This window comes from Enterocloster sp. 210928-DFI.2.20 (assembly GCF_020554465.1).
Taxonomy (GTDB): domain Bacteria; phylum Bacillota; class Clostridia; order Lachnospirales; family Lachnospiraceae; genus Enterocloster; species Enterocloster bolteae.
Genome location: NZ_JAJCHK010000031.1, coordinates 58,024 through 70,917, shown reverse-complemented (window position 1 = coordinate 70,917; position 12,894 = coordinate 58,024). Strand labels below are relative to the sequence as shown.

General features: G+C 48.0%; 12 protein-coding genes. All 12 read left to right on the top strand.

Features of this window, described 5'->3' with window-relative positions; genetic code table 11:
- Positions 1–151: 151 nt before the first annotated feature.
- The 12 genes from LI015_RS22040 to ylxM all read left to right on the top strand — a co-directional run bounded on the left by LI015_RS22040 (position 152) and on the right by ylxM (position 12,890).
- The gene (locus tag LI015_RS22040; RefSeq protein ID WP_002573110.1) at positions 152–1,036 is read left to right on the top strand and encodes a DUF362 domain-containing protein; all 885 of its coding nucleotides are present in this window, start codon (positions 152–154) and stop codon (positions 1,034–1,036) included.
- A gap of 38 nt (positions 1,037–1,074) precedes the next feature.
- A complete protein-coding gene (locus LI015_RS22035) occupies positions 1,075–1,449 on the top strand; it encodes a MerR family transcriptional regulator (protein ID WP_002567753.1) in 375 nt (124 codons plus the stop codon).
- 131 nt (positions 1,450–1,580) lie between these two features.
- Positions 1,581–2,252 (top strand): helix-turn-helix transcriptional regulator, encoded by a 672-nt coding sequence (locus tag LI015_RS22030; protein ID WP_002567752.1) that lies wholly within the window; start codon positions 1,581–1,583, stop codon positions 2,250–2,252.
- 85 nt (positions 2,253–2,337) lie between these two features.
- The gene (locus LI015_RS22025) at positions 2,338–2,802 is read left to right on the top strand and encodes an NUDIX hydrolase (RefSeq protein ID WP_227126383.1); all 465 of its coding nucleotides are present in this window, start codon (positions 2,338–2,340) and stop codon (positions 2,800–2,802) included.
- 54 nt (positions 2,803–2,856) lie between these two features.
- Positions 2,857–4,239 carry a Wadjet anti-phage system protein JetA family protein gene (locus LI015_RS22020; RefSeq protein ID WP_002567750.1) on the top strand — a complete coding sequence of 461 codons (1,383 nt, stop codon included), beginning with the start codon at positions 2,857–2,859 and terminating at the stop codon, positions 4,237–4,239.
- Positions 4,239–5,057 (top strand): DUF4194 domain-containing protein, encoded by an 819-nt coding sequence (locus tag LI015_RS22015; RefSeq protein WP_227126382.1) that lies wholly within the window; start codon positions 4,239–4,241, stop codon positions 5,055–5,057. Before LI015_RS22020 ends, LI015_RS22015 begins: the two co-directional genes overlap by 1 nt.
- Positions 5,042–8,434, top strand: a complete 3,393-nt coding sequence (locus tag LI015_RS22010) for an ATP-binding protein (RefSeq protein ID WP_118018737.1) — start codon at positions 5,042–5,044, stop codon at positions 8,432–8,434. Before LI015_RS22015 ends, LI015_RS22010 begins: the two co-directional genes overlap by 16 nt.
- A gap of 35 nt (positions 8,435–8,469) precedes the next feature.
- Positions 8,470–9,648 (top strand): Wadjet anti-phage system protein JetD domain-containing protein, encoded by a 1,179-nt coding sequence (locus LI015_RS22005; protein ID WP_227126381.1) that lies wholly within the window; start codon positions 8,470–8,472, stop codon positions 9,646–9,648.
- 130 nt (positions 9,649–9,778) lie between these two features.
- Positions 9,779–11,137 carry a citrate/2-methylcitrate synthase gene (locus LI015_RS22000; protein ID WP_002567746.1) on the top strand — a complete coding sequence of 453 codons (1,359 nt, stop codon included), beginning with the start codon at positions 9,779–9,781 and terminating at the stop codon, positions 11,135–11,137.
- Positions 11,138–11,256: 119 nt separating this feature from the next.
- Positions 11,257–11,466 (top strand): DUF4177 domain-containing protein, encoded by a 210-nt coding sequence (locus tag LI015_RS21995; protein ID WP_054354301.1) that lies wholly within the window; start codon positions 11,257–11,259, stop codon positions 11,464–11,466.
- Positions 11,467–11,610: 144 nt separating this feature from the next.
- Positions 11,611–12,474 carry a MerR family transcriptional regulator gene (locus LI015_RS21990; protein WP_002567744.1) on the top strand — a complete coding sequence of 288 codons (864 nt, stop codon included), beginning with the start codon at positions 11,611–11,613 and terminating at the stop codon, positions 12,472–12,474.
- A 71-nt stretch (positions 12,475–12,545) separates the two neighbouring features.
- Complete coding sequence (ylxM, locus tag LI015_RS21985) at positions 12,546–12,890, top strand: YlxM family DNA-binding protein (protein WP_002567743.1); 345 nt, start codon at positions 12,546–12,548, stop codon at positions 12,888–12,890.
- The last annotated feature ends 4 nt before the right edge of the window (positions 12,891–12,894 follow it).

Genomic DNA, 12,894 nt, shown 5'->3' with positions numbered 1-12,894 from the left:
GAAATCGTCAATCACGAATTTAGTTGGTGAAACAAGAAGTTAATATTACATTTTACGGCAATTTTCCTCATTTTCTCTTGACTTGGAGTTGACTTTAAGTTGTAGACTCTCATTACAGCTTAACAACAACATTTCAAGGAGGACAATCAATATGTCTATTGTTTACATGACAAGGGAAATCACGCCGGAAAGCCTGGTCCGGATTTACCGCGCATTGGGTGTCTCGCTCCCCGGCAGCGCAGCGGTAAAGATCTCCACAGGGGAGCCGGGCGGCCGCAATTTCCTGCAGCCGGAGCTTATCAGGAACCTTGTACAGGAACTTAAGGGCACCATTGTGGAGTGCAATACTGCCTATGAGGGAAGAAGGAACACTTCCAAAGCTCACTGGGAGACCATGCGGGACCATGGGTTCACAGCCATTGCTCCCTGTGATATCCTGGACGAGGAGGGCCATATGCCCCTTCCGGTAACAGGCGGTCATCATCTGACGGAAAATTATGTGGGATCCCATCTTCAAAACTATGATTCCATGCTCATGCTTTCTCATTTCAAAGGCCATGCCATGGGAGGCTTTGGCGGGGCTTTAAAGAACATGTCCATTGGGCTTGCATCCTCTTACGGCAAAATATGGATTCACTCTTCCGGCACCAGCACCCGGTTTGAGGATGTATTTACAGCGGACCACGATTCATTCCTGGAATCCATGGCGGACGCGGATCGCTCCGTCATGGACTATATGGGCCGTGAAAATATAGTGTACATCAATGTGGCCAACCGTCTGTCCGTGGACTGCGACTGCGACGCCCATCCCCATGACCCGGAGATGGGGGACATCGGTATTTTCGCATCCGCAGATCCTGTAGCCCTGGACCAGGCGTGTGTGGATGCAGTATACGCTTCTGAGGATGACGGAAAGGCTGCCCTGATAGAGCGCATAGAATCCCGGAACGGGATACACACGGTGGAGGCAGCCCATTCTCTTGGCCTTGGCAGCCGCAGATATGAGCTCAGATGTATTGATTCATACAAAAATTGATTCATACAAGATTACAGGGTAAAGGAGTTGATGAAGGTTTGACTATTGCAGAAGTCAGCAGACAATATGACATATCGGCCGATACACTGCGCTACTATGAACGGATCGGCCTTCTTCCCCATGTGGGCCGCACGTCCGGCGGCATCCGCAATTATTCCGAGGATGACTGCCATTGGGTGGAGTATATCAAGTGCATGCGCAGCGCAGGGGTTTCCGTGGAGACATTGCTGGAATATGTGACATTGTTCCATCAGGGAGCTTCCACCATCCAGGCCAGAAAGAATCTCCTTCTGGAACAGCGGGAACAGATTGCGGCCCGAATCAATGAGCTGAACCAAGTCCTGGCAAGGCTGGACTGGAAACTGGACGGCTACGAGGAACGGATGCTGTCATACGAGGAGCATTTAAAATAATATTCAACCGGGCATGGAAAAAGCCTTATATTATAAGGGTGCAACAGATTATTGCGTGACACCGGAACCAAGAGCAGATAATATGAATTCAGAACAAAGACTATTATAAAATGGTTCCCGGAGGTACCGCTATGAAAAATACAGTAGGAAAGAATATTGTAAAATTGAGAAAGGAACAGGGGATGTCCCAGGAACAGCTGGCCCAAAAGATTCACGTCACCCGGCAGGCCGTATCCAATTGGGAAACAGGCAGGAGCCAGCCGGATCTGGATATGCTGGAAACCCTGGCAAGTGCCTTCGGAACCGATATTCTTGTAGTCATATACGGTCAGATGCCAGCCGGTGCAGATGAGGAGACCAGGTCTGCCGTCAGAAAGCGTCACCTGAAAAAGGCCGTGTTCTGGGGCATCCTGACCCTGGCCTCATACCTCATTCTGACAGCGTTAGGACGGCATCTGGATGTGCTAAAAACCAGGACATACAATTCCATGCCTTATATCCTGCTGCAGACATCCGTCATGCCTCTTATAAGTGTGGGATTTGCTGTCAGCCTGATGCATGTGCTGAATGTGGCAGGCACTGTACGGATAGCTGAATCCGGCATGAGAAAAAAACTCCTTGTAGTGGGAGGGCTGACAGCTGCACTCTACATGCTCTGTATGCTGTGGCTGTTTGTCCCCCTTCCGTTATTCCCGGGAGCCCCCCTGTGGATTTGGCGCATGTCCTTTTCCGTTATCCCCCATATCCTGTTTTTTTCCATAGGACTGCTTCTTTACCTTGGACTGGACCATGATAACGAATGAAAACCTTTGCCGGGAGACTGGCTGTTTAAGCATTATAACAATCCCAATCACACACGCCGTACATTCCTGATAAGGAGGATACCACATGATAAGCGTCGAATTTCACAACACAGTGGATGATTCCCTGCTGAAGTTTGCAGTCATCCTGTCCAGATACCAGGGGAAATGGCTGTTCTGCCAGCACAGGGATCGGGATACCTACGAGTGTCCCGGAGGCCGCAGGGAAGCAGGGGAAAAGATAGAACACACGGCCCGCAGGGAATTATACGAAGAGACCGGTGCAGTGGGCTTCACCCTGATGCCGTTAAGCGCATATTCGGTCCGTGAGACCGCTGGAGACCCTGATACGCCTGGGATAAGCTACGGAATGCTCTATTACGGCGACATTACAGAGCTGGGCCCCATACCGGAGGGGTATGAGATAGCCCGCACCGCACTGTTTAGGGAACCGCCCGCCAACTGGACTTATCCTGACATCCAGCCTGTCCTTCTCGGATATCTGAAAGCCTGGCTCCGGGAGTCAGGAGATGGCGGGGCCAATGATTTCTGATTGTCACTTCCGGTGTTTCCTGTTATAATGATAGGGAAATACGGAGGTTTGTAAATGATACTGATGAATGAAATACCAGACCGGTTCTGGAGCCTGTTCCGCTCTGTCAACCGGTCTACTTACATAGAGGCACTTCTTAAAATCAACGAGGAGTATGAGTACAGCAATTACTTTCTCAGCAGGGAAGTCTGCATCCAGCTTTTAAGTGAATATTTCTCCCAGAAAAAATATGTCATATGGCAGGACGAGACCGAGGATGACTGGGATGAACTGGAACCGCCTGCCACCAGGGTTCTTAACTGGCTCCTGAGGACCGGCTGGCTCCGCAAGGTGGATGATTACGCCAGCATGACGGTCAACATCGTCATTCCGGATTACGCCGCGGTGATGATTGAGGCATTTTCACGTTTATTAGGCGATGATGAGGATGAGACCCAGGTTTATATCCAGAATGTCTATGCCATTCTATTTTCTCTGAAAAACGACCCCCGCTCCAGCGTCAGCCTGCTAAATACGGCTCTCATAAATACGAAAAAACTGAACAAGTCCCTTCAGGACATGCTGCACAATATGGATAAGTTCTTTGGCAGCCTGCTGGAACAAAAAAATTACGGGACCCTGTTAAAGGAGCACCTGGAAGGATACGTGACGGAAATCGTCAATAAAAAATATCATATATTAAAGACCTCGGACAATTTTTATCTCTACAAGACAGATATTAAATCCTGGATAGCCGCCATGCGGGAGGACAGTTCCTGGATAAATAAAATGTGCGCAAAAAGCGCGGCTTCAGCCAGAGGCCAGAAAAAGGCCCCCCTGACAGAATACGATATTGTGGAGAAGCTGGACCAGCTGGAGCGCGGGTTCGATGATATAGAACACCGCATCTCCAACATGGACAAGGAGCACTCCCGTTATGTCAAGGCAACCGTCACACGCCTCAACTACCTGTTAAACCAGGAGGACAACATGAAGGGGCTTGTAATCAGGCTTTTAAACCATCTTTCGGAATACGGCTGCCCGGAAGAGGAGCTGGCATCTGTAAGCGCCAGGATGAACCTGTCCCAGATGACCATATTGTCAGAAAAATCCCTGTACAAACGGCGTAAGACCAAGGCAGACTTTACAGAACAGTTAAAGGATGAGGAAGAATCCGAGGAACTGTCCATGGAGGAAGTTCTGAACCTGAACAAGGTCAGGAACCGTTACAGCCAGAAGGAGATTGAAGCCTTTATAGAAGGCAGCATGACAGAGGGAAAAATGGTGGTGGACGAACAAACCATACATTCGGACCAGGACTTTGAAAAACTGATACTGGCCTATGACTATTCCACCAGGAGAAAGAGTCCTTATAAGGTGGAAGAGGAAGATTCGGAAATGGTGCACTGCAAAGGCTATACCTATCCGCGGCTGGTATTTGTCAGGAGGGCAAGATAGTGGAAAACATGGAATTGGAAAACAGCATGACAGACATCGCGCCGGCGGCCGGATACACCGGAAACGGCGTTCCTTACTACGACAATCTGATGCAGTCGGAGCAGATGGAAGTGACGGAAATCATCCGTCTCCTGTGGCGCCAGACCTTTATACTGGAACACAAATATGACAAGCGCACCGGAAGATTCCAGTACAACAGAGATTACCGGGTATGCAGCAAACACCTGGAATTTATGAAGAATTATTTTGCCATCAGCGGAGTGGAGCTGCGCGAAAACAGCCAGATGGGCGTCATGTACATCCAGGGTGAAACTGTGGTGGGAGACAAGCTGCCCCGCCTGGCCACCCTGTATCTGCTGGTGCTGAAGCTGATATACGATGAACAGATGGAAAGCGTTTCCACCAGTGTCAATGTCTATACATCTCTGCGGGAAATCCACGAAAAGCTGGGCAATTACAGGCTGTTCAAGAAGCAGCCCGCTCTCACGGAAATCCGCCGGGCAGTGACCCTCCTGAAAAAATACCAGGTTATAGAACCTTTGGATCTGCTGGAGGACTTAAAAAGCGAAAGCCGCATGATTATATATCCCTGCATCAACGTGGTGCTCATGGGAGACGATGTGCGCTGCCTTCTTTCCTCCTTTGAGGATGATTCGGATGAAAGCGGAGTCCAGTTGAAAGCTGATTTGGAGGAGGAAGAACCGGACGCCACGGACGGAATGACGGAGGACGAAATGGCGGAGGATGAGATGACACAGGATGAAATGACAGAGGATGAAATGGCATCAGAGGAAGGAGAACCATGGAACAGAAAATAGCAAACGATCGTTTTCTCGCCCTTTCCAGGATATGTTTGAATAACTGGCACTATATAACCAAAAGGACCCTGTCCTTTAATGATGAAATTAATTTTTTTACCGGACATTCGGGCAGCGGCAAGTCCACGGTTATAGACGCCATGCAGATTGTGCTCTATGCTAATACGGACGGCAGGGGCTTCTTCAACAAGGCGGCTGCCGATGACTCTGACCGCAGCCTGATTGAATACTTGAGAGGTATGGTAAATATCGGTGAAAACAACGAGTTTTCCTATCTGCGCAACCAGAATTTTTCCTCTACCATTGTGTTGGAACTGAAACGAAGCGATACGGGCCAGTGCCAGTGCGTGGGAATTGTCTTTGATGTGGAGACAGCCACCAATGAGATATCCCGCCGTTTCTTCTGGCACAAAGGACCCATGTGGGACAATGGCTACAGGGGCGGGAAACGGACCATGTCCATCGTGGAAATAGAAGACTATCTTCAGGCGAATTACAGCCGGGAGGATTATTTCCTGACCTCCCACAACGAGCGATTCCGCCGCATACTCTACGATTCCTACCTGGGGGGCCTGGACTCTGAAAAATTCCCCCTTCTCTTCAAGCGGGCCATCCCATTCAGAATGAACATCAAACTGGAGGATTTTGTAAAAGAATATATCTGCATGGAGCAGGACATCCATATCGAGGACATGCAGGAAAGTGTTATGCAGTACGGCCGCATGAGAAAGAAAATAGAGGACACATGTGCGGAAATCCAATCCTTAAAACAGATTGAGGACAGATTCCTAACCTATGCTGACAAGGAACAGCAGATCGAAAAATGTTCCTACTTTGTGCAGAAACTGGAGATTCTGCAGCTTCAGTCAGAGGTCCGTACCCTGGCTGACAGGGCAAAGCTGGCAGGAGAGGACCTGAAAAAGCAGGTTCAGGCCAGAAGCTCAGTGGACGAACAGATTGGCGAGCTGACCCGGCAGAGCGACGAGCTGCTGCGCCGTATTGCCTCCACAGGGTATGAGGAGCTGAAAAGCCAGCTTAAGAGCCTGAATGAACTGTTGGAACAGCTGGGAAAAAGCGAAGCCAGGTGGCAGCAGACCGCAACCGCCTTAAAGCGCTGGGAGGAAGAGGACATCACCTCCAACCAGACCCTTTGGGATATGGAGGAATTTGAAAACCGCACCATTGACCTGGAGACATTGGAACGACTGAAAAAAAACATGGTATCCATGCGTACAGATACGGAAAAACAGCATCAGGAAGCTGCTGCCGGTGTCAGAGAGCTCAAAAAGCAGGAAAAGCAGACAAGAGATGAACTGGAAAAACTTCGTTCTGGCAGCAAAGCCTATCCCAAATACCTGGAAAATGCCAGGAGCTACATCCAGCGCCGCCTTCTGGAGAAAACTGGTAAGAGCGTGGATGTGCATGTGCTGGCCGATCTGCTGGACGTAAAGAGAGATGAGTGGCGCAACGCGGTGGAGGGCTATCTGGGAAACAATAAATTAAATCTGGTGGTATCTCCTAAATACGCCAGAGCCGCCCTGGAAATCTACGGGGAACTGGATAAAAAGGAATACTTCAATGTGGCTGTGCTGGATACGGAAAAGGCATCCCAGAACCAGCCCCAGGTACAAAAAGGCGCCCTCTCAGAGGAAGTGACTGTGAGGGAGTCCTACTTAAAACCTTATACAGACCTGCTGCTTGGAAAGGTCATCAAGTGCAATACCATAGATGAATTAAGGGAATGCCGTATCGGCATCACCAGCGGCTGCATGCTCTACCACACCTTCCGCCTGCAGCACATCAACCCGGATAACTACACTAAATTTGCCTATATCGGCAAGGACAGCGTCAGGAGGCGTATCCGTCTTCTGGAGCAGGAACTGGCGAGCCTGGAGGAAAAGAAAAAGCCTTTGGAGGAAACGGCCAGGGAGTCCCTTAGAATCCTGGCCCTCCCCTGGCTCTCAGCCGAACCCACGGAATACATGGACTGGCTGAATGACATAAACAGCTACAAAGCCAAGGAGCGTGAAAAGAAAAAACTGATACAGAAGCTGGAGCTTTTAAAGGAGCAAAATGTAGACCAGTTAGAACGGGACCGCCAGGCGGTTATCACGCTCTGCGACGGCAAAAAGAGGGAGAGGGACAGCCTGAATGTGCTGATCCGTGACAAAGAGCGGGAGATAGAAGGGTGCCGGAATAAGTCCATTGACAGCCAGTCCCTTCTCACGTCAAAGGAACGGGAGTTAAAGCAGAATCCTGACTATGACAACGAACTGTCAGCCTATCTGCCCTCCAGGGATACGGTGCGCTATGACAGGGAAAAGGAAACCTTCATTGCCAGGTGCAGCAAACTGTCTGAGGCCAGGGAAGCAGCTTTTCAGGAGCTTCTGGCCGTCAGGACCAGCTATATCAGGACTTACCCCAACCGCAATTTTACGGTAAACGCCAGAGATAATGCTGCCTATGACCGCCTTTTAAGCGACCTGAAATGCGATAATCTGGAAGAATACAAGCAGAAAGCAACGCAGCAGGCCAAATCCGCGGTGGAACATTTCCGGGATGACTTTATGTATAAAATCCGCAGCGCAATCCGGGAGGCCCTGATACGCAAGGATGAGCTGAACCGCATCATCAGCCGCCTGGATTTCGGAAAGGACAAATACCAGTTTGTTATCGGCCGCAACAAAGGACCTGACGGGCGTTTCTACGATATGTTTATGGATGATTCACTGGACATCAATCCGGCCGACCTCAATTATTCCTATGAAAACCAGATGGACCTGTTTACCATAGAGCATGAAAAACAGTATGGGGATTTGATGAATGAACTCATCAGTATTTTCATTCCCCCGGAAAACGCCACCCCGGAGCAGATGGACGAGGCCAGGCGGAACATGGATAAGTATTCAGATTACCGCACCTACCTGTCCTTTGACATGCAGCAGCTTATACAGAATGAAGACGAGGTAATCAAAATACGGCTGAGCAAAATGATTAAGAAGAATTCAGGCGGAGAAGGACAGAACCCGCTGTATGTGGCTCTTCTGGCCAGCTTTGCCCAGGCCTACCGCATCAATCTGCCCTCCAAGGTGGAGCGCAATCCAACCATACGTCTGGTGGTGCTGGACGAAGCATTTTCCAAGATGGACGGGGAGAAGGTGGCCAGCTGTATTGAACTCATCCGCGGCCTTGGGTTCCAGGCCATCATCAGCGCCACCAATGACAAAATCCAGAATTACGTGGAAAACGTGGACAAGACCTTTGTCTTTGCAAACCCCAACAAAAAGTCCATATCCATCCAGGAATTTGAACGGGAGCGCTTTGTTGAGCTGATGCAGGATATAGAAGATGGGGATGAATTTGCGGATACGTTATAATAACCGTCATTATAAAAAGGGAGGGAAAGCTGTTTATGAATGCACCGCTGGAATGTATTATCCAAAAATACGAGAAGAGTACTGTGGACTGGAAGAAAGGTATGAGCGGAAAACGCTCTGTCATATTCAGGGAACAGGATTTTAAAGAGACAGGAAAACGGGACTTTATGAACCAGCTTATGGAACTGGAAATGGAAGGGCTGGTGAAGGTCAAATGGTATCAGTACGGTATCGAAGCGGAGAAGGCGTGGTACAGCCTGGAACAGATGGAGACTATATACCAACGACTGGGAAAAATACCGAAGTTCAAGCGTATCAATAAACTGAAAGAAGAGGTGGACCAACAGCTTGCTTTGATACAAAGCCAGTGGATACGCAGCTATTACCAATCCTTTCTCCAAAGTCTGGATAAAGGAGATGTTCCCAAAGCACTGGATACCCCAAAACGGGAACTGCTGTTTACTTGTTTCAAGGCCGTAGATTGTCTACAGGAACCAGTCTACAAAAGGATTTTTAGTAAAAAATATCTGGGTAAATCCAAGGCATTTGAAAAACATCTGCAATCCAAAGTCTTATCTGCTGCGAGGGCTTATCTGGACACGGTAAATGATGACATGGATGACCGGCAGGTACTGGATCAGCTGATGATTAACGGCTATGCCCAAGAGTTAGCCGTGAAAGGAAACCTGATTATTGAACTGGCAGGAAACAAGATAAATCTTTCCCTGTTTCCCAGTGGATTTGTCTTTAATAATCAGACGCTCAGAAGCGCATCTATCCCACCGGAGCAGTCCATTTCAAAGGTGATTACAGTGGAAAATAAAGCGAATTATGAAAGCATGCCCTATGAGGAAGGGACTCTAATCATATATTCACACGGATACTTTTCTCCGGATGAGCGTGCGTTTCTGATTCAGCTGGAACGGGTTTTGTCCGGCATTCATACTTCCTGTGGGACGGCCTATCTCCACACAGGCGACTTGGATTATGGAGGAGTTAAGATATTTCAATATATTAAGAAACGCATTTTCCCGAAACTGTATCCATACCTTATGGATACACAAACGTATGATCAGTATATGGCCTACGGTGAACCTATAGAAACCAGTAAACTGGAAAAACTCCAGCGGACAGCCGAACCGCTCCTTCAGCCCCTCGTAGACAAAATCTGCGCTGAAAAACAGGTGATAGAGCAGGAATCCTTCCTGTTTTGAACTTTTATTTATACAAAAAAGTAAAAAAAGTTTGCAAAAAATCTTAAAATGGAATAAAATAGTAAAAATACCACTTTTACAGGAGGAATTTTATAAGAGAAAATCAAACAGTCGAAAGGAGAGGTTTTGCATGATTGAAACAAAGGAATTTATGGACAACTTGAGCCAGTGGTCAGACATTTGTCTGAGCGATGAGAGGATTGATTTGGAACTGTATGAAAAGTACGACGTGAAGCGGGGGCTCCGTGATAAAAACGGAAACGGCGTGGTAGCGGGTCTGACGAAGGTGTCCAAAATCGAAGCCAACAAAGTAGTGGATGGAGTAAAGGTCCCCTGCGAAGGAAAACTATTTTACAGAGGTTATAATATCTATGATTTGATTGGCGGTGTAGTGAGAGAAAACCGATATGGTTTTGAAGAAATTGCATACCTGCTTCTGTTCGGAGAACTTCCTAATGCAGATCAGCTTACAAAATTTAAAGAAAGCCTGGCATTCAGCCGTACACTTCCCACAAATTTTGTCCGTGATGTAGTAATGAAAGCACCGACAAAAGATATGATGATATCCCTGAGCAAGAGTATTCTCACCCTGGCTTCCTATGACGAGAAGGCCTGGGATATTACGGTTCCCAATGTACTCAGACAGTGCATGATGCTCATCAGCGTAATGCCCATGCTGGCTGTGTACGGCTACCATGCCTATAACCATTATGAGAGGGACGGCAGCATGTACATACACCGCCCGGACGAAAATCTCTCTACTGCAGAGAATCTGCTCCGCCTTCTGAGGCCCGACATGAAGTACTCGCAGGTGGAAGCCCATGTGCTGGATTTGGCGTTAATCCTGCATATGGAGCATGGAGGCGGCAACAACTCTACCTTTACCACCCATGTGGTTACCTCCTCTGGCACAGATACATATTCTGTCATCTCCGCAGCCCTGGCCTCCTTAAAGGGACCCAAGCACGGCGGAGCCAACATCAAGGTAGTGGAAATGATGCAGGATTTAAGGAGTGAGGTAAAGGATGTCACTGACAGGGATGAGGTGGAATCCTATCTGAAGAAACTGCTTCACAAAGAGGCATTTGACCGCAAAGGCCTTATCTATGGAATGGGCCATGCAGTGTATTCCAAGTCAGATCCGCGTGCCGAGATTTTCAAACGCTTTGTGCGCCAGCTTTCAGAGGAAAAGGGCCGTATGGAGGAATTTGCCCTCTATTCCATGATTGAGGAGCTGGGCCCCAAGGTTATCACCGAGGAACGCAGAATCTACAAGGGCGTCAGCGCCAATGTGGACTTCTACAGCGGATTTGTATACAGCATGCTGGATATTCCGGAAGAAATGTTCACGCCCATCTTTGCAATCGCCAGAATCGTGGGATGGAGCGCGCATCGTATTGAGGAATTGATTAATATGGATAAGATTATCCGCCCTGCCTATACAAGCATTATGAAGGAAGAGAATTACAAACCCCTCTGTGACCGATAATAGGAACTATTCCTGAATCTATATATAATCTTTATATGCCCTTTATAAATTCCCATAGTATCTTTATGATATCCAGCGCTATAATAAGTGCAAATATCAAAAGAGAAAGAGTTGCGGATATGGGAAAATATGAATATAATTTTGTGGAAGTTCCATTTGACGGGGATTTGAAAAGTGGTAATGCTGAAACAATTGAGAAGTGTAAAGATATTATCAGGGAGGAATCTGCCCAGGGATGGCGGCTGGTCCAGATTATAAGCCCATCCAGCGAAAAAAGGGTATTGACAAGCAACAGCAATTATGCCATTGTTTTTGAAAGGGAAAACTGAATTGTTTTCCCTTTTTGATTGTGTTAATTCCTTCCGGGATTCAGGGAGTGCCAATATAAAACAAATAAAATTCACTCATTTCCCTTGACTGTACAGTTGGTGGATACCTTATAATCAAGTCAGAAACAGAAAGGAGATGAGTTTATGAAAATGAAAGAAGCCGAGGCCCGTACCGGCCTGGACCGGAAAAATATACGTTATTATGAAAGCGAGGAGCTTTTAGCGCCCCGGCGCACAGAGGGAAACCGGTACAGGGATTACAGCGAGGAAGATATACAGCGTCTGCTGGAAATCCGTTTTCTGCGGCAGCTGGGAATTCCCATCCGGGATATCCGCGGATATTTTGAGGGGCGGCTGAGCGTAAGCGATCTGATGCGCATGCGTCTGGACCGGATTGACGGGGAAATGTCACAGTTAAAGAAGCTTGAACAGATATGTTCCAGACTGGAAGAACAGCAGACGCTGAAACCTTCCATCGTGGAAAGCTGTCTGGAGGAATTCAGCCGTGAAGATGGCAATACCACCTGGTTGGAGGATATCAGGAAAGACTGGAAGATGTTTCAGAAGGAACTCCACTCCCAGTACATCTATTTTGAACCTGAGGGGGAAATCCTGACGCCGGAGGACTTTGCGCGGGAGACAGCTCTTTACGCGGCCAGAAGGAATCTGGACTATGAGACGATCCGGCTGGAATTCACCTATGCCCTGGTCCGGCTGGAAGGAATCGCCTATCAGGCTTCCTTTACCTTCGGTCCCTGTTTCCGCCTTGGCAGGATTCCTCTTGTGAAGCTGGTGCGGTGCACACCGCCTCCCCGCAGTGTTTCCAAGGGAAAATACATGTTTTTTGTGCTGCTTCCCACCATCCTGATGTTTGGCAGTATCCTGTTCTGTCTCATTGACAGCCAGGTTGGCGCCCGTTTTTCCGGAATATACCGAATTCTTATTATAGGATGCTTTATTGCTGCCATACTGCTGATATCTGTAAACAAAAATGTTTACTATCAATAATTTTTGGGATTGTCAAGTGAAAATGCTTGACAATCCTTTTTCTATCGTGTATGATAGCACAGGTGGTTGAAATGGAAAAGATTGTGGAACAGGGTTTGTTATATGATTTTTATGGAGAACTGCTGACAGAACATCAGCGCAGGATATACGAGGACGTGGTGTTCGGTGACCTTTCCCCCAGCGAGATAGCGGGAGAGCAGGGAATCAGCCGTCAGGGTGTCCACGATTTGATAAAAAGATGCGACAAGATACTAAAGGATTATGAGGCCAAGCTTCATCTGGTAGCCAAGTTCATTAAAGTCAAGGAGATAGCCGGCGAGCTGGAGCGTCTCTCTGATGAATGCATACGCACCAGGGATATGGCACTCATTGACCAGATTAGGCGGTTGTCCGCAGAAATCACCAGCACGCTTTGATGTG

What these genes read in the sequence shown, in the direction of transcription:
- LI015_RS22020 (WP_002567750.1), top strand. Translation starts at nt 2,857, where the DNA reads ATGATACTGATGAATGAAATACCAGACCGGTTCTGGAGCCTGTTCCGC.
- LI015_RS22005 (WP_227126381.1), top strand. Translation starts at nt 8,470, where the DNA reads ATGAATGCACCGCTGGAATGTATTATCCAAAAATACGAGAAGAGTACT.
- LI015_RS22030 (WP_002567752.1), top strand. Translation starts at nt 1,581, where the DNA reads ATGAAAAATACAGTAGGAAAGAATATTGTAAAATTGAGAAAGGAACAG.
- LI015_RS21995 (WP_054354301.1), top strand. Translation starts at nt 11,257, where the DNA reads ATGGGAAAATATGAATATAATTTTGTGGAAGTTCCATTTGACGGGGAT.
- ylxM (WP_002567743.1), top strand. Translation starts at nt 12,546, where the DNA reads ATGGAAAAGATTGTGGAACAGGGTTTGTTATATGATTTTTATGGAGAA.
- LI015_RS22040 (WP_002573110.1), top strand. Translation starts at nt 152, where the DNA reads ATGTCTATTGTTTACATGACAAGGGAAATCACGCCGGAAAGCCTGGTC.
- LI015_RS21990 (WP_002567744.1), top strand. Translation starts at nt 11,611, where the DNA reads ATGAAAATGAAAGAAGCCGAGGCCCGTACCGGCCTGGACCGGAAAAAT.
- LI015_RS22010 (WP_118018737.1), top strand. Translation starts at nt 5,042, where the DNA reads ATGGAACAGAAAATAGCAAACGATCGTTTTCTCGCCCTTTCCAGGATA.
- LI015_RS22000 (WP_002567746.1), top strand. Translation starts at nt 9,779, where the DNA reads ATGATTGAAACAAAGGAATTTATGGACAACTTGAGCCAGTGGTCAGAC.
- LI015_RS22025 (WP_227126383.1), top strand. Translation starts at nt 2,338, where the DNA reads ATGATAAGCGTCGAATTTCACAACACAGTGGATGATTCCCTGCTGAAG.